Genomic DNA, 18,034 nt, shown 5'->3' on the forward strand with positions numbered 1-18,034 from the left:
ACCTACTTCTTCATTACATTATCTACAGCATTTTCCGGCACCCTCTCATAGCGAGCAAAGTACATACTGTACTGAGCCCTACCTTGAGACATAGAGCGCAAATCCTTCACATACCCGAACATCTTGCCAAGCGGGATGAAGGCTGTAATAAGCTTGGCGTTGTGACGATCTTGCATCTCTGCAACCCTACCGCGCCTACTATTAACATCACCTATGACATCCCCCATGTACTCATCAGGAGTGATGATTTCCACACGCATTATGGGCTCCAGCAGAACCGGACCCGCCTTGTTAGCCATTTCCCTGAACGCACCCTTCGCGGCTAATTCAAAGGCCAGCGGGCTCGAGTCAACCTCGTGGAACGCTCCATCAAACAGGGTAGCCTTGAAATCAATCACGGGAAAGCCTGCTATCATACCCGTCTCTTTTACAAGCTCCAAACCGCTTTGGACCCCGGGTATGTACTCCTTGGGAATAGCCCCACACGTAATTTTATTTTCAAACTCGAACCCAGAACCAGGCGGCAGCGGCTCAAACAATATGTTCACTTTGGCAAACTGGCCGGCGCCGCCTGTCTGCTTCTTATGCACATATTCAATTTCGGCAGACTTGGTTATTGTCTCGCGATACGCTACCTGGGGAGCACCTACCGACGCCTCAACGCCAAACTCCCTCTTCATCCTATCTACTATGATTTCCAAGTGGAGCTCACCCATACCTTTAAGTATGGTCTGCCCGCTCTCAGAATTGACACAAACCTTCAATGACGGATCCTCAGCAACAAGTCTGCTAAGCGCTGTACCCATCTTCTCCTGGTCTGCAGTCGATACCGGCTCTACGGCAATTTCCATAACGGACTCGGGAAAGTCCATTTTTTCGAGCACTACAGGAAAATTCTGATCACACAGGGTGTCACCGGTAGTGGTCTTTTTCAACCCCGCCAAAGCTGCTATGTCCCCGGCCTGAATCTCAGAAATGTCTTCCCTGTTGTTCGCGTGCATGCGCAGAATCCTACCTACAGACTCCGTGGCCCCCTTGGCGGAATTCAGCACCACAGACTTACCAGTGAGCTTACCGGAGTACACACGAATGAACGTCAAACTACCAACAAATCTATCCACCATTACCTTGAAGGCGAGCGCAACAAACTTGTCATCCACAGAAGATTTTATGGTGACCGCCTTTTGCGGATCGCTAGCACTCGCACCCTCTATGGTGGGAACGTCGCTGGGAGATGGTAAAAAATCAACCACAGCGTCCAGCAGCGGCTGAACACCCTTATTCTTGAACGCAGAACCGCACAACACGGGAACAAACTTTGCGCCGATCACGCCGCTTCTTATGCAACTCTTCAACAACGGAACAGAAATCTCGCCACCGTCGAGATATAGATTCATGGCTTCGTCGTTCATCTCAACTGCTGACTCAATTAGTCTCGCCCTATAATCCTGCGCCTTCTCCATTAAGTCACTGGGAATCTCCCCGTAGTTGAACTTGGCACCTAATGAGTCTTCCTCCCATGTTATGGACCTCATCTCAACCAGGTCCACCACCCCTACGAAACTTTTATCCACACCAATAGGCAGCTGAAGCACGAGCGGCACGGCCCCGAGCCTGTCCTTGATCATGTCAACACAGGCATAAAAGTCGGCCCCAATCCTGTCCATCTTGTTCACAAAGCATATCCTGGGAACGTCGTACTTATCAGCCTGACGCCACACAGTCTCCGACTGCGGCTCAACCCCAGCAACACCGTCAAAAACGGCCACGGCCCCGTCAAGAACCCGGAGGGATCTTTCCACCTCGATAGTAAAATCCACGTGGCCAGGAGTGTCGATAATGTTAATCCTGCAATCATTCCAAAAGCAGGTGGTAGCAGCAGAGGTTATGGTGATACCCCGCTCCCGCTCCTGCTCCATCCAGTCCATAGATGCAGCGCCCTCGTGCACCTCACCTATTCTGTTCTGCTTTCCAGTATAGAAAAGTATACGCTCCGTGGTGGTAGTTTTTCCGGCGTCTATGTGCGCCATTATCCCTATATTTCTACACCGAGACAGATCGCCCTTACTACTCACCCTCCATGCCCCTTTCTAAAAACACAAAATTCACTAAAACCTGAAATGAGAAAATGCCTTGTTGGCTTCCGCCATTCTGAATTTCTCTTCTTTCATCTTGCACGCACTACCACGCTTGTTGTAGGCCTCAAGAAGCTCATTACACAAACAACTCATGTAAGTCTTGTTTGTACGCTTCCTGTTTGTACGCGCAGCCTTCACTATCCACCTGAGAGCGAGCGAAGTTGACCTATCTTCCCTAACTTCTACAGGGATTTGATAAGTAACACCACCAACTCTTCTAGAGCGAACTTCCATTCGGGGCATGACGTTGGAGACAGCGGTGTTGAATATCGACACCCCAGTCTCACCGGTCGATTTAGATTCAGCCATCTTCAGGGCCCCAGATACTATCCTCTCAGCCAGCGCTTTTTTTCCTCTGCTCATCACAACATTTATAAAGCGCGCAAGCAGGACACCGCCCGGACCCCCATCAGAGACTACCGGCCTCCTAGAAACTCTTCGACGACGAGACATAAACCACCAAACAAAAACTAGACACCGCGCTTCACCCCATACTTGGAGCGAGCCTTCTTCCTCCCCTGCACACCCTTAGCATCAAGGGCACCACGTACTATGTGGTAACGCACACCCGGCAGATCTTTAACACGCCCACCTCTGATGAGAACAACCGAGTGCTCCTGAAGGTTATGCCCCTCACCAGGTATGTACGCTATAACTTCACTACCGTACCCGGCAATCCGCACCCTGGCAACCTTACGAAGGGCGGAGTTGGGCTTTTTAGGAGTGGTAGTGTAAACCTTGACGCACACAGCCCTTTTCTGGGGATTGTGTTGGAGCGCAGGAGCTTTGTTCGCCGACTCACGAGGCCTCCTAGGGCGACGCACCAGCTGATTAATAGTGGGCATGCAAAAGAACCTAAAACCACTTGAAAAGCGCTACCCACGTCCCCGGGGATAGCAAGAGCAGCTCCACTTATAAGGGAATCGTAAACCCCAGTCAATACAATTCTGATTTTTTTTCACCTGTTCTTTACATCCAAGATAAGCGCGCAACACCGCGTGTTATGCCGTCTGGGCATAGTTGCTTCACCTACTTGCTGTATGGTGGTTCGTTGGTAGGCGTAGGAATAGCAACTAAAAATTTTTTGGACTTCTCGCCACCGACACCGTGGAACGTGACCGCAGGCTCCCCACCACGCGTGACGGAGTGATCTCGGCCGTCAATGGGAATATCAACACTGCAAAACCCGAACCCACCTAGCGTGCTCACGTCATCAATAACAAAGCCTGCAAGAGCCAGATTTCTGTACGCGGACTTTACCATCTTGTTTAGGTTGACGCCCACGCTGCCTCCCCAGATAGGCGAAGATAGGGCTTCTTCCCTGAGTTTTACGCTCTTGGGTGCGTAGAGGTGTGCACCCCCGTTACCGGAGATTATCTGCGTTATTGATCTAATGCCTACACGTCCGGACCCGGGCTGAAGGCCTGCCCCTCCTCCCTTGCCACGACGTTCGTCCCTGCGCACTGATAGAATCTGCGCGAAATGCACGTGGCCAGAAACTACAGCAACAAATTCTTCAGGCATAACTTCCGCAACGGCTCTGGTCTGCGGAACATTGCCGTAATACTCCATCCCACGTCGCAAATAAGCCCATAGGGGCCGATGTGTTAGTAGCCACATTTGCGAGCTTCGGGCTGAGGAGTTTATACCCTCAAGGAATTTCTGCCGCATATTTTGAACATCGCTACCGCGATAAAAAATCTCATCACTTGAGGAAGAGTCATATATATAGAACCCCACATCACCCATATCCCAATGTTTCAGGTGAAAAACCCATGGATCGGTGATTTTCTCGCAGTTCTTGTAGCGCTGCTCCGAAAGCGGATACGCATCCAGATATCGAAACCAGCCTTTGTACGCCCGGTTGCAATTTTCGTGATTTCCACGAACAAACAGGAAAACTAGCTTGTCCGATACCGATTGCAGTGGAGACAACCAGTCTTCTACCCAGGTTGAATATCTATCTCCATAAATGTGTTTGTCGCACTTTGATTCATCAGTGCACTCTGCCTCCCTATATAGATAGTCTCCAACGTGCACGACCAGGTCAGGATTTTGGTTTGCAATCCCGCCTAGTACATCCCTCAGTGGCCACTTGCTGGGTGATTTGCAGTCTTGCTCCAGCAACCTTGATACTCTGCATCCAGTGTCCCCAACAAAAATGATTCTGGCAAGCCCATGCCGGCCGTGGTTAGTGCGCATGCCGATGTCTGGCAGGCTTCTGTCGCCAATTTTTATCACCCTGGGAGTGGAGGATGGGGAAAGCAAGCTCTCACACACCTGATCTTCGAACACCCCGGGCTCAGGATGCGCCCTTGTGTCCATCTTCACAACGTGAGAGCCAACATGTAAGTCTGGGCAGCTCTCACCCGAAGGTACAACCGCCCTAACGCTCAGCTTGCTGCCTACTGCAATCTGGGACCAGGAAAATAACACCTCTGCAGCCGACCACGTAGGCAAAACGCACAGGGCAAGCAGCAACATGCAAATTCCCGAAAGTCGGGTACGAGGAGCTATCGACATATGGCGATTATCTCATTACAAACACTACAAAACTATGCCAACTTCACGCCAGGCGCACTAACCCTGGAGCTCGCATACTCATCTACCCACAACGTCACATCACCTACAAGATCGTTAGACCCATTGTTAAGAACAGGCAGGCAGCCTTTGCATAACCCCGAAAGCGCTAGCAAAGTTCTGAAGACGACGCGTGCACACCAAAGTGATAGAAGTGTGAAGCAAAGAGCTACACACAGGGTTGGCATCCATCCGGGTGTAAGCTCACCAGTGAAGTCCACACCCGAAAATTGCACAGAACACAAGAGCATCGCTGAAAGGACGACATTAGTCAAGCCATACAACATGGGAGCGCACTGCACCAAACACACCGGTCGTCGCTTTCCGCCACCAACACATTGCTCCAAGCAGCTATACCGGGTAACAAACAGCAGCGCCATCGCCACGGCGAGCCCAGATAACGCAATTATGGCAACCTTCGCGCACTCAGCACCCAACAACCAGTAGTTGCTCATAAGCAGTGACAAAGCCGCAGTGGCCTGCAAAAGGTGGAGGAGCGCCCCCATCTGCACCATCCCATAAGCTGTAAAACCATGCCCCATAAGCAACCATCAAAAACCGAGGACGGCCATATACACATCTGTGCGGAAATACGCGCCACAACCCGAGCGGTATCCGCAGGCAAACAATCAAAACCCAAATGATCTCTGCGATAGCAAATGTGAGACGGCTTGGTCGGGTCCTTTGTACCTCCTCCAAAATTCATAAGCAAATGTTTTCTTTAAACACGCGCACATGTGTGCTATCTATGGCCGGTATTTGGGTTGTATTGTTTTGTAACTTTAGTAATGGATTTTGGTAGCGGGTTTTTTTTTCTACCTTTGGGTGGCGTAGGCAAGATAGGTATGAACGTCACGCTGTATCATGCTCACGGAAAATGGATAATTGTTGATTTGGGCTCCGGGTTTGCTGACGGCGATACAATGCCTGGGGTGGATATGGTTGTCGCCGATGTCAGCTTCATAAAGAAGAAACGCAAGGATCTGCTTGGGATAGTTTTGACCCACGCGCATGAAGATCACATAGGGGCCATACCCTACCTGTGGGCGGATCTCAGATGTCCTGTGTACACCACAAAGTTCACTGCAACTTTGCTCAGAGCAAAGTTGGCTCAGTTTTCGATGAACGTCCCAATTGAAGAGGTGGATCCAGCATCTAAGTTGGAGCTGGGGCCTTTTGTGCTTGAGTTCGTTCATATGACGCACTCCACCCCCGAGATGCATGCGGTGGCCGTCCATACAGATTTTGGAAGCGTGCTCCACACTGGAGATTGGAAGCTAGATACTGACCCTGTTGTGGGTCCTATGTCTGATACAGACAAGCTCAAGCGGCTTGGAGACGACGGGCTGTTGGCTGTAATTTCTGACTCAACCAACATATTTACCGAGGGCAGGTCGGGCTCCGAAGGGAGTTTGTATGAGAACATTCTAAGCATAGTGAAAGCGAGCAAGCGCAGGGTGGCCGTTGCGCTTTTTGCCTCGAATATCGCCAGGATCTGCACACTTAGCAAAATTGCCAAGGCATCTAACCGGGAGGTTGTTGTCCTGGGTAGGTCGCTAGCAAGGGCGATACAGGCCGCAAGAGATTGCGGGTATATTGACGATAGCACAGAGTTTCTCGATGCAAAACAGGCTGGGAGTATACCAGCCAAAAACGTGCTGTACCTCTGCACCGGTTGTCAGGGCGAACCGCTCGCCGCAACTGCTAGGCTTGCTAGTAAGTCTCACCCCTTAGCCGAGCTTGGTGAGGGGGACACTGTAGTTTTCTCTTCAAAGATAATTCCTGGCAACGAGAGGCGCATATTCGGGGTTTTTAACAAGCTTGTGAGGATGGGCGTTGAGGTGGTGACAGAGTTCACCGAGGGCGTGCACGTATCCGGGCACCCGTCCCGGGAGGAAGTTCGCACTCTGTATTCCCTCACGAGGCCGAAGTTGTGCGTCCCCGTACACGGGGAATACATGCACATGTATGAGCACGTTAAGCTAGCCAAGGAGTGCGGCATAAAGGGTTGTGTGGTTTCGGCTCCGGGAGACGTCATTGACCTGGTTGAGGGGAAAAAGGTAGGCTCTGTAGGTTGTGGAGTTTTTGGGATTGACGGCAATTTTCTGCGCCACCCTGAGGGCAGCGTGATGTCTGCACGTAGGAAAATGAGGAATGCCGGAATGGTAGTTGTCACCCTACTCATGAATAGAGAGCATGAGCTGGTCAAGGAGCCGATGGTCATTGCCCCGGGGCATTAGACAGCTCCGAAGACAGAGTGCTGCTGAGCGAAATGGCAAGGAAAATCGGTTCTGGGCTTTCTAACTCAAGGCCGAGGAACGTGAAAAATTATGTCAAAGACGTAGTATTCGGGTCCCTAAAGGGTATTTTAAAGGACAGACCCCTGGTTGAAGTGCAGATGGAGTACGTGTGGTAGGTTGAGGTGCGGATTTTCTTCTTTGCTTACGTACTTCCCACCGTCATTTCGCTTCTGTTGGGTTGTCAGGGAGCTGTAGCCGCGCTTGGCGTTGACATCACAAAGGGCAATACCGAAAAGGTTAAGATCTCAGTAGCGCCGATGCATTCTTCCACGAACCTTGAGAAGGAAATAGGAAAGAGTTGCATCAGAGTGATGCTACGTGATTTAAACAGCACTGGGATATTCGATGCGAGCTGGAAGCTACCCGCAGGGGGTTTTGGTACCACATCGGAGGGGATGCCTGATTCCAACGCTTGGACGTCTGTAGCGAAAGACGTCCTAGTAACTGGAAGCATTAAGGAGTTCGCTCAAGGCAGAGTGGAAGGTAAAGCTGTTCATATGGGACGTGGCCTCAGGTAGGCAGCTGTCCGGCAAATCTTTCAACTTCGCTACGGGAAATTGGCGGCGTGCCGCACACTCTATGTCTGATAGCATATACAGCAGAATTACTGGGGAGGGCGGGTATTTCAACACCCGCATAGCGTACGTGGCAGAAACTGGGCTACCTGGGTCCAGGAGAATCGCAATAATGGACCAGGACGGCGCCAATAACATATACATCACCGGCAGGGGGGAGTTCGTCTCCACTCCCAGATTTTCTCCTGACGCGCGGAACCTGGTGTATATGTCGTATGCAAAATCCGGCGGCAGTGTAGTTCTGCATGACCTAGAAACTGGCTACTCGACTGCGCTCGGGGGGGTTAGAGGAGTGAATTCCTCGCCAAGGTTTTCCCCAGATGGCAGGCACGTTTTGCTGTCAGAGTCTGCGCAGGGCTCCACAAACATATACTCGATAGACCTGAAAAGTGGGAAGTCTACTCGGCTCACTAATGACAGATCCATAAATACCTCGGCTTCTTATTCGCCGGACAAAAAGTCCATAGTGTTCAACTCAGATAGAAGTGGGAGGCCGCAGCTTTACGTTATGAATGCGGATGGCACCAACCAGCGCAGAATTAGTTCTGGCAAGGGTGGATATTCTGCCCCGGCGTGGTCACCCAGGGGGGACTGGATAGCCTTTACCAAAACTGAGGGAAAGAGCTTCCACGTGGGGGTTATGAAGCCTGACGGAAGTGGGGAGAGGCTTTTGGCTAAGGGGTACATGGTTGACAGCCCCTCTTGGTCCCCAAATGGCCGGGTGATTCTTTTCACGCAGCAGGATCCTCCATCTGCAACCCATCCGTTCAGGTCTAGGCTCGTAACTGTCGATATAACTGGCACCAACACACAGATTTTGGATGTCCCGACCAATGCTTCCAACGCCCATTGGTCGCCTGTACTACGCGAGTAGTGTGGGAGGGAAAACACTGGGTCTTTATTGGGTGGTAGTACTGCACAACTTGTGGGGTGCTGCAAGCTCGGCCACAGCCGCACAAAATGCATCCCCCCTCTCCTCAAAATTTTTCCATTGATCTAACGAACTGCAGGCCGGAGACAGCAGGACAGTGGCCTTAGTCCCACTTGCAATCGCCTCGGCAAACGCAATTTGCACGGCATTATAAACATCATAACACATGACATGCTCAACTCGAGCTCTTTGCAGGCTCACAGCAAACATATCTGCCGCTTCTCCCACCAAGAAAGCCTTGCGTATGCGGTTTGCGTATAAGCTGAGAATAGGCTCTATTCCGCCATCCTTGCTCTTCCCCCCAGCAATCCAGTACACATTTTCCCTGCTCACCAGAGCCTTCGCAACTGAAGCAGCAGTTGTCGCTTTACTATCATTGACGAAGGTAACGTTAGCAACTTCTGCAACAACTTGGTTACGATGCCGCAATCCAGGAAACTCCCTGATAGAGGCCATAATCACTTCGTCAGACACTCCTAAGCTCTTCGCCACAGCATAAGATGCGGCAATATTTTCAGCATTACTCGCACTGTCAATTTTCAGGCCGCCAATTTCTGCAACTCTGCCCTGAAAGTATATGCGGCCATCCAGCACCGATACGCCTCTAGCAAGTTTTTTCCCGCAGGAAAACTCCACCATATTCCCTACATTCTCACACAGATGCGCAGTGTTACTGTCCCCACAGTTGGCCACTAAAAGGTTACTAAATTCCAGTATTCTCCCCTTCGCGGCGATATAGTCAGCCATATTTGAATAAACGTCCAAGTGATTCGGTGTTATGTTGAGTATTACCCCAACATCCAAATTTACCCCGCGCATAAGCTCAAGCTGGTAAGAAGAAAGCTCCAGAATGTACGCAGCCTTTCCCTGAGGAAGTGAGAGAACTCCCTTCCCTATGTTTCCCCCCGTTTCTGAGTCAATCCCCGCGCGGTTCAGGATCCACCCAATCAGCTCTACAGTGGTGGATTTTCCGTTGGTACCAGTCACACCGATTAGACGCGCTGGCCGAGAACGGCAGAATATTTCAACATCGGAGGTTATGTGGCAACCCGCACGTTTAGCCAGCTTAACAACCCAGCTCTCGTTGCAGCGAGAGTGTGGAACACCTGGGCTTAGAACTAGCTCGGAAATTTCATCCCATCGGTACTCATAAGGGTGCACAAACTCGCACCCAGCGCAAAGTTCCCTATTCTTACGCAAGACACACTTATCGTCATCCCAAGCTAGAACGCGCGCACCGCTTTGAACCAGGGAACATACGGTAGAGATGCCCGTTTCCCCCAAACCAAAAACAGCAACTTTTCTCCCGCGATAGTGGGGCAGCAAAGCCATATCTTGAACCTACCTACCCCAATAACACCCGCAACTACGGGGCGGCATGGTACAGGTAAGTACTGCGGCTGTCAATACGCGGAACCGCTGCATCGAGCAAGTATTTAAGGGAAGTCACATAAATGGCACAAACAGTCTGAAATTAGCGGGCGAGTCTTCCTGGCGCCGAGATTTAGCCTGCCTCGTCGACGCAATGCGCGTTCGTGAGCTTCACAGATGTCTGATGCCGACCCACACACCTGCAGGCTGTGTTATGCAGCACACTCATGGCAAACAGCCCTCAGGTGGCCAGACCATAACCCCGTTAGTAGGGCATTATACCCTGCAATTGTTGGTCGCAGCGTAGAGTAAAACTAATTGCATGTATTTCGTGCACATACGTGGTACAATCCTGCGGTTGCTAATCTTGCCTGGCTATGGAGCATACTACAGACGCATCGCACAGCTTTGAAAGCCACGAGGTGCGCAGGATAAGTGACGAGGCTATATCGCTCATACCACACATGGGGGTGAGTGACGAAACTCTGCGTGAGGCTTGCAAGAGGCTGGGTTTGGAGAACAGCTTTTGCAAGTTCCACAGGGGTATATATGACGTGTTGGAATATTTCCATGAAGAGCTGATAGACTCAATTACCCGCTCTTTTCAGAGCAAAAGCCCGGATGAGTTGCCGAGGGTGCGTGATAAAGTCGGCTACCTGCTTGAGTTGTGTATACTATATAACGCTTCCCTGCCAAATTCCAGACAGCTTGTGAAGTCCGTGCTTCGCTTCGCTTTGCTGCCTCATAATACCTGTTTTTTCGCTTCTCTTGTCTTCAAAGTTATGGATACGGTTTGGCATTTGGCCGGGGATTCCGCAACTAATTTCAGCTACTACACAAAAAGGTGGACTGCTGGCTCTGTTTACATTTCGTCACTTGTATATTTGGTGCGAGATTCCTCTGAAGATGCCTCGGAAACCCTGTCCTTTATGCACCGACGCATCGAGTCGGTGATTGCACTGCAGAAGTTAAAAAACTCCGCCAGAAACATGCTGCCGAGAGTGTTGAAGGTTTTTGATGCACGCTTCGATTAGTTAAAGCGTGTTTGGCATTTGCGGTAAATACAAAAATAAATTTCTGCGGTGGCCTTTTCGTGGTATTAAGTCTGCTCTGTTCTTTCCATGCCCGGAATTATGTACGGTAAAATTGCTAAGGCGATGTCCATGGCGAAGTTGGACTTCTCCCTGCCCAGACTGCTAGGACACAACTCCCTGCACAAAGAAAGGGAGAGTGGCACCGAGGGGTCCAAGTTTGTGGAAAAGTCGCTCTCCATAGTAGACAGGGTTATAAGTTTTGTATTTAGAATCGAAAAACAGGGTGAAAATGAGGCTCTCAAGGCCTCATGGGGTCCACTGCTTGTGGGATTAGTCGTTGTGATAGCGTTCTTCGGCTTCTTCGGCATATGGGCGGCAACTGCTCCACTAGACGGCGCCGTCATAGCACCGGGAGAGGTAGTCTCGTCTCTAAACAGGCAGGTAGTACAACATCTTGAGGGGGGTATAATTCACCAGATACTAGTGCAGGATGGAGACGCAGTCAGCAAGGGCCAGCCTCTTGTGCTTCTTAACGACACAGCAGCGAAAGCTAACCTGGGGATAATCAAAGAAAAAATGCTGGTCTTACTCGCGACAGAGGCGCGGCTGCTGGCAATCAAAAACCGCTCCGGAAGTATTGACTTCCCTGCAGGAATCCACGATTTGTCGAGCGCGGATGTGGTAGATAAGGTGCTGGGAAACCAGAGGGAGCTGTTTTACTCCCAGAGGAAAAGTGTATCCGGTCAGCTGAGTATACTGGAGCAACGCATAAAGCAGTTACACCAGGAGCTGTCGGGGCTGGCCGCTCAGCTTGAATCAGAAGAAAAGCAGTATAAACTGATCAGCGAGGAACTTGAGGCAAAAAAGAGTTTGCTCGAGGAGGGGTACATAAGCAAGCCCTATATACTAAACCTCGAACGTACACAGGCCGACGCGGAAGGGAAGCTTGGCCACATCCGGGCTAAAATCGCAAGCGCAGAACAGAAAATCGGGGAAAATCAGTTGGAGATGATCCACATTACGAACACCTTATTAGACAGAACAAACTCCGAGCTTAAGGAAACCAACGCTTCGGTGACTGACTTAAGGGAGAGGTTAATGGCCGCCGAGGACGTGCTGAAGCGTACGGTGATCAGATCTCCGCAAAATGGTATCGTAACCGGGTTGAGGTACCATACGGAGGGGGGAGTAATACCCCCCGGGGGTGCAATACTTGAGGTGGTCCCGGCGGATGATGATCTCATAATAGACGCCAAAATACCCACCAGGAATATAGAGGAAGTTCTGTCGGCACGTGCCGTTGAAGAGAACTTGGTCACCAGCGGTGAGCACAGCGGATTGCGAGCTAAGGTTAGGCTTAGTGCCTATAACATCCGCAAGTTTGGGCTAATTGATGGTATAGTGACTCAGGTCTCGGCAGACGCGTTAACTGACTCGAGCGGTGTAAAGTATTACTCACTTAGGGTGGTGATTCCTAAGTCAGCGCATTCAGGAAAATTCAAAAATCTCAAGCTGTATCATGGAATGCCTGCAGAAGTGTTTGTGGTGACGCGTTCCCGTACTCTGTTGAATTACCTGCTGACGCCCATAACTAGCACCTTTGAAAAGGCATTCAAGGAGAGATAGCAGCAAAGGCCGACCTAAATCCAAAACAGCAGTCACAGGCCTGTTGGGTTTATATGATATAGCAATAGGTACTACGCACTTCCAATCGAGGCTAGAACTTTCGGTGTTTAAGCCACACGTAATCATGGCACACTACCATGTCGTTTCAGTACGCCGGAGCCGCATTTTGCAGCATAGCAACGCCCTGCACCCGCTCAAGACACGTACTCATTTATCCTGTTCTCGCGTACCTTGTCGTTTTGAAATACTTGGCAAAGCACAATCACCGACAAGAGCCCCATAAGCACGATTGCCAGCGCATACGGTGCGGCGTCCATAGGCCTTTCATCCGCAACCAATTCATAGATGCGTGTGGCCATAGTTTCAAAATTGAACGGCCTTATTATTAAGGTTGCAGATAATTCCTTGATGGTATCGACAAATGCCAGCAAAAAGCCCACCATCACGCTTTTTTTGATCATGGGGATGTGTACCCTAACGCAGGTTGAGGCGGCACCGTGCCCCATCAACATCGAAGACCAGTCTACCTCTCTGGGAATCTTATTCAGTCCGGACTCGATCGGGCCTACAGACAGGGCAAGGAACCTGAACGTGTAGGAGTATAGCAAGCCGACTATAGTGCCAATAAGCGCAACATTGAGAAACTTCTCGCTGATAAGCTGAGACAGCTTCCCTAGCAAAATCACAATCCCAACCGCGGTTATGGTGCTGGGAATCGCGTATCCCATGGAGACGAACCTCACCACGTAAGACAACCCCTGCCTACCCCGGGTGAGGCAGAGCATAACTATGGCGATTGTAACCACTATTGTGGCGGTGATAAGCGCGATTCCCACACTATTGAGCACTACGGGAAAGAACTCAGCGTAGTTTATAGTGGGCAGCCTTTCCAGCGTCCAGTATATTAGCGGCGCTACCGGCAGTACGAACCCCAAAAACACTGCAAGCAGGCACACGAAGTATATGAAGGCTATAACCAACTTGCTGTTGAAGTGCCATCTGTAGCAGTAGTTAGTGTTCATCTTGATGGCGGAATAGGAGTCTTCATCGCGACGCAAAAACTTTTCTGCTACCATGAGCAAAAATACGAAAAAAAGCGCCAAAAGTGCCAGTATGCACGCAGAGTATTTATCGTGCAAAAGAAACCAATGTCTGTATATTCCCGTGGTAAGCGTGTTTATGGTCAAAAACTGCGGGGTGCCAAAGTCTGCTATCACTTCCATCAGTACCAGCGACACGCCCGCAACCATAGACGGCCAAACGGCAGGAATCACGACGGATGTCAAAATTTTGTACCTAGAGCAGCATAGTGTAGTAGCAACGGCTACGCTGTTCCTGATCGCAATAAATGCCGTTCTGGCGAGCATATATACGTATGGATACAGGTTAAACCCTATAATTAGGGTGCAAAAGGCCAACGATTTTACATCGGGAAAGTAATAGTCACCCTTCTCCCAGTTAAAAAACTCCCTCAGCGTGCTTTGTACCGGGCCGGCGAACCCGAACATGTTCACGTATACATAGGCGACTATATACCCAGGTATTGAGAGCGGTAAAAATAGCGCCACCTCAAATATCCTGCGCCCGGGAAACGAGTAGTAAGTTATGAACCAAGCGCTCATAACTCCTATGAGCGCCACCACGGCTCCGACGCCTACCATGAGTGCCCCAGTGTTAAAAACGTACTCGGGCAGTAGAGTGGCAAGCAGACCGAAACCCTTTCCGCTTTCCGCAAAAAATCGACCACCAGGGAGAAGACGGGCGAAGCAAAAACTAGCGCCAGTACCACAAAAAAGAGATGCCTAGAAAACCCCAATAACACTACGGCACTGACACTCCCTCAACCAACTGTCGTGGATTATAGTTTATATTTTTACTGGCACCACTGAAAAATTTTGGCAAAAATTCGCTGGAGGGCACAGCCAAAAATCCACCACAACGTGCCTGCGCCATCAGTCCGAAATATAAGCAGCGCTCGTGACGGGATTGTGCTGCACCATGCGCAATGCTACCAGATGCACAGACTGCTGGGTGATATTATGCTCGCACTATCCTGGATATGGCACAAACCATCGCACAGATTTTTGTTGCCGCGCGTGCAATCTCGTGGTACACACGCGCTGTCTTTAGTCGAGTGCAGGGGTTGTCTATGGCGGGCGATAGGTTTTCTTTGCCGGTCAGGGTTCTTCACTGGGTTATGGCTTTGGGAATCATAGGAATCTTGACCTTGGGGTTTCTCATGGTGTACGCTCCCCCCGCTGAGGAGTCAACCAAAAAGCTGATGTACATGGTGCATAAGGCATGCGGGATGGTGGCTCTGGCCTTGCTGGGAGTGAGGGTTGTGTTTCGTCTTCTTTGCACCACTCCGCCTTATCCAGAAGGGATATCAAAAACCTCCATTGTCCTGGCAAAGGCAACTCATTTCGTGTTATATTTGCTCATGCTGTGCATACCCGTCTCAGGATATGTTATGTCGTCAGCGGCTGGGCGTCCGGTATACATGGTGTACTTCTCAATACCGGCCATAGTGCCGAAGGATGAGTCGGTCTCGGCGTTTTTTGCCAGTGTGCATGAGGTTGCGGTTTTCACGCTAATTTTTGTTGTCATATTGCACGTTCTCGGGGCAATAAAGCACATAATATTTGATAAAGAAGACGTTTTTAAGAGGATCATCTGAAAGTGCTTTCACGTTTGTGGAGGAAGGGGGCGGACTTCTTAGGTAGCGAGTTTGCCATCATGGGGGGAGCAATGAGTTGGGTGTCGGAGCCCAATCTCGTGTCCGCGATATCAAATGCGGGCGGCTTCGGAGTGTTGGCCTGTGGCGCAATGTATGCTCAGGAGCTACAAGCCGCAATAGAGGAAACCCAGCAGCTAACTGACAAAAATTTTGGAGTCAATCTAATTGTCATACACCCAGATCTGGACAACCAGATTGAGGTCTGCGTGCGTGCAAAGGTTTCTCACATAGTATTGGCAGGCGGAATCCCAACCAGCAAAACCCTAGCCTTGATCAAACAGTCCGGAGTGAAAAGCATGTGCTTTGCACCTTCACTTGCCGTCGCGAGGAGGTTGGTCAGAATGGGCGCGGATGGGTTAGTGATAGAAGGCATGGAGGCGGGCGGCCATATCGGCCCGGTGAGCACTTCGGTACTAGCTCAGGAAATCTTACCATTTTTCCGGAAGAGTGAACAATTGAGTGACTTCCCGATTTTCATAGCCGGAGGCATAGGCACGGGAGACATGATAAGCAGCTACCTGAACATGGGAGCAAGTGGTTGCCAGATAGGGACTTTGTTTGTGTGTTCGCACGAATCTAAGGCACATCCCAAGTTTAAAGAGGTGTTCATAAAATCCTCTTCCAGAGACGCGGTGCCGTCTGTACAGCTTAGCAAAGACTTCCCCGTAGTACCAGTAAGAGCCATAGCAAACGAAGCGAGTACACGCTTTCTCGAATTGCAGCGCGAAGTTATATCACTATATAACCGCGGGGAAATCTCGAAAGAAGAAGGACAGCGCAAGATTGAGAGATTTTGGGCCGGGTCGTTGAGGAGGGCCGTTATTGAAGGTGATGTGCATGATGGCTCTTTGATGGCCGGGCAGAGCGTTGGCTTCGTTACAGGCATAAAAAGCGTAAAGCACATTATGGAAGACCTGGTCAAGGAAGCTGAAAGTTGTTTGGCGCCTTCCGACCGTTAGCCTCACTGCGTGTTGTGTGGCTACACGCTTTTTTCGGGTTACTGATAGAGGTTGCCTTGTGTTTTGTATACTCAGTTGCGCCTGGCGCTTGACCAACCTGGGCATAGGTGCTACGATCGCGCCTGCTCGTTTTGCCGTCCGGCAATGTGGCGCATTTTTGAGTGTTCGTTGGGGTGTGATAGATGAGAATTTTCAAGATTGTGTCTAACCTTCTGCTGTTCGTTGCTGCCGTGTTCCTGGGGTACTCCTATGTGAACAAGAAAGGCATTTTCAGCAAAATCGGCGAGAGGTTTACCACTTCCGAAGTTGTAAGTGAGGGCATAGCCTCCGCGTCTTTCAACAATTTGGTTAATCACGAGGGGGTCACCGTCAGTAGCGGCGATTTTGGCGGCAAGCACATGTTGGTAATATTCGGCTTCTCAGCCTGTAAGTACACGTGCCCTACCGAGTTAGGCATGGCTTCTCAGCTCCTAAGTAAACTAGGCGACCATGCCGATAAGTTGCAAGTTGTGTTCATAACTGTTGATCCGAAAAATGACACCGTAGCCAAGCTTAAAGAGTACCACAAGTCTTTTGATGCGAGAATTCAGATGCTCACAGGCGAAGAAGCAGACATAAAGAGCGTGGTTGAAAACTACAAGGTGTATGTGGGCGACAAGAAGCCAAGTGATGGTGATATCGACCACTCAACGTTCATGTACCTCATCAATGGGAAAGGCAGGTATGTCGGGCATTTTGCGCCAGATTTTAACGCGTCTGAGGGCCAAGGCGAGGAGCTGTTTAAGTTTGTCAGCGGTCACATGCTTAATTCTTAGTTAAGCATGGCAGTGGTACAGTTTCGTGTGTCGGTCGTCCTTGTGAGGCAGTAGAAAGTATGGGGCTTTGGGGGCTTTCCTTTGTGGCGTTTGTCGCGCTTGCGTTAGGAGCTGGGGCTGACCAGATCAGGGTGGTTGGCTCTTCCACCGTGTTCCCATTTATCTCTTCTGTTGCCGAAGAGTTTGGTAGATTCTCCGCCTATAGAACCCCCGTCATAGAGTCCGTGGGAAGTGGCATGGGCTTTAACATGTTTTGCGCTGGCAGCAGCAGTGATACACCAGACATAGCCATGTCCTCTAGGCGCATCAAGGATGCAGAAGTCGAACTTTGCGGCATGAATGGCGTGAAGGACATGATCGAGATAGGTCTGGGCTACGACGGCATAGTCGTGGCAAGCACAAAACAGAAGGAAGAAGTTGATTTTTCTTTGGTGGACCTGTTCGGTGCCTTGAGCAAATACAGCCTATCTGATGAGTATGGCAAGGTCCCCCTAAACAAGCATAGCATGTGGTCGGAGGTACGTCCTGGCTTGCCCGAACACGAAATTGAAATTTACGGCCCCCACAAAAATACTGGCACGTATGACATTCTCGTCGACACTGCAATCAGTGGAGTGTGCATGAGCGCTAAGAACTTTGTGGACTCATACCCAGACTGGGAGGAGAGAAAAAGGGTTTGTAGCAGCATAAGAAATGACGGAAAGTACATAGAAGTTGCTACCAGTGAGAATGTGGTAATACACAAGATATCAAAAAAACAGTAACGCCTTTGGCATATTGAGTTTCAGCTTCTTGGTGAAGAACCAGGGAGAAATACAGGGAAACAAGGTTGCCGGCGTTGCGCCCAGCTATGACACAATATCCTCCGGAAAGTACGTGCTGTCCAGGCCGATTTACATCTACGTAAAGAAAGAGCATTTGGATACCACTCCTGGGTTGAGGGAGTTCGTCAAGGAGGTGATGCGCCC

General features: G+C 50.3%; 13 protein-coding genes and 3 pseudogenes. 9 read left to right on the plus strand and 7 right to left on the minus strand.

The annotated features are described in order from the left end of the window. Positions 1-2: 2 nt before the first annotated feature. The 5 genes from fusA to GAC_RS00140 form a co-directional block, all read right to left on the minus strand. On the minus strand, positions 3-2,075 hold the full coding sequence (gene fusA / locus GAC_RS00120) for an elongation factor G (RefSeq protein WP_012658851.1): 2,073 nt from the start codon (positions 2,073-2,075) through the stop codon (positions 3-5). A 33-nt stretch (positions 2,076-2,108) separates the two neighbouring features. After that, entirely contained in the window at positions 2,109-2,591 is a 483-nt protein-coding gene (gene rpsG, locus GAC_RS00125; protein ID WP_010267168.1) for a 30S ribosomal protein S7, read from the minus strand. A gap of 17 nt (positions 2,592-2,608) precedes the next feature. Then, positions 2,609-2,983 (minus strand): 30S ribosomal protein S12, encoded by a 375-nt coding sequence (rpsL, locus tag GAC_RS00130; RefSeq protein WP_010263054.1) that lies wholly within the window; start codon positions 2,981-2,983, stop codon positions 2,609-2,611. 184 nt (positions 2,984-3,167) lie between these two features. Continuing rightward, entirely contained in the window at positions 3,168-4,622 is a 1,455-nt protein-coding gene (locus GAC_RS00135) for a metallophosphoesterase (RefSeq protein ID WP_010267167.1), read from the minus strand. Between the two features lie 71 nt (positions 4,623-4,693). Then, positions 4,694-5,260, minus strand: a complete 567-nt coding sequence (locus tag GAC_RS00140) for a hypothetical protein (protein ID WP_010267166.1) — start codon at positions 5,258-5,260, stop codon at positions 4,694-4,696. A 246-nt stretch (positions 5,261-5,506) separates the two neighbouring features. Between GAC_RS00140 and GAC_RS00145 the strand changes: the two are divergent. Together GAC_RS00145 and tolB are read left to right on the plus strand one after the other, a co-directional pair. Next, a pseudogene (locus tag GAC_RS00145) lies at positions 5,507-7,134 on the plus strand (ribonuclease J). 6 nt (positions 7,135-7,140) lie between these two features. After that, a pseudogene (tolB, locus tag GAC_RS00150) lies at positions 7,141-8,467 on the plus strand (Tol-Pal system beta propeller repeat protein TolB). Between the two features lie 24 nt (positions 8,468-8,491). On the opposite strand, the gene murD reads toward tolB, so the two are convergent. Then, positions 8,492-9,856, minus strand: coding sequence for a UDP-N-acetylmuramoyl-L-alanine--D-glutamate ligase (gene murD, locus GAC_RS00155; RefSeq protein WP_010267161.1), 1,365 nt, complete (start codon positions 9,854-9,856; stop codon positions 8,492-8,494). Between the two features lie 416 nt (positions 9,857-10,272). Between murD and GAC_RS00160 the strand changes: the two genes are divergently transcribed. After that, on the plus strand, positions 10,273-10,929 hold the full coding sequence (locus tag GAC_RS00160; protein ID WP_010263037.1) for a COQ9 family protein: 657 nt from the start codon (positions 10,273-10,275) through the stop codon (positions 10,927-10,929). 87 nt (positions 10,930-11,016) lie between these two features. Continuing rightward, on the plus strand, positions 11,017-12,555 hold the full coding sequence (locus GAC_RS00165; protein WP_010263034.1) for an HlyD family type I secretion periplasmic adaptor subunit: 1,539 nt from the start codon (positions 11,017-11,019) through the stop codon (positions 12,553-12,555). 194 nt (positions 12,556-12,749) lie between these two features. Here the strand turns inward: GAC_RS00165 and GAC_RS00170 are convergent. Next, positions 12,750-14,377, minus strand: a pseudogene (locus GAC_RS00170) (ABC transporter permease). A gap of 327 nt (positions 14,378-14,704) precedes the next feature. Here GAC_RS00170 and GAC_RS00175 point away from each other — a divergent pair. From GAC_RS00175 to GAC_RS05860, 5 genes are all read left to right on the plus strand, one after another. Further along, a complete protein-coding gene (locus GAC_RS00175) occupies positions 14,705-15,232 on the plus strand; it encodes a cytochrome b (protein WP_010263030.1) in 528 nt (175 codons plus the stop codon). A 2-nt stretch (positions 15,233-15,234) separates the two neighbouring features. Next, the gene (locus tag GAC_RS00180) at positions 15,235-16,251 is read left to right on the plus strand and encodes an NAD(P)H-dependent flavin oxidoreductase (RefSeq protein ID WP_010263028.1); all 1,017 of its coding nucleotides are present in this window, start codon (positions 15,235-15,237) and stop codon (positions 16,249-16,251) included. 182 nt (positions 16,252-16,433) lie between these two features. Beyond that, complete coding sequence (locus tag GAC_RS00185) at positions 16,434-17,066, plus strand: SCO family protein (RefSeq protein ID WP_010263025.1); 633 nt, start codon at positions 16,434-16,436, stop codon at positions 17,064-17,066. 59 nt (positions 17,067-17,125) lie between these two features. Next, positions 17,126-17,830 (plus strand): substrate-binding domain-containing protein, encoded by a 705-nt coding sequence (locus tag GAC_RS00190; RefSeq protein ID WP_241760088.1) that lies wholly within the window; start codon positions 17,126-17,128, stop codon positions 17,828-17,830. Between the two features lie 13 nt (positions 17,831-17,843). Beyond that, the coding region (locus GAC_RS05860) for a substrate-binding domain-containing protein (protein ID WP_338388777.1) at positions 17,844-18,034 on the plus strand (191 nt) is incomplete at its 3' end.

Source organism: Anaplasma marginale str. Florida (assembly GCF_000215485.1).
Taxonomy (GTDB): Bacteria; Pseudomonadota; Alphaproteobacteria; order Rickettsiales; family Anaplasmataceae; genus Anaplasma; species Anaplasma marginale.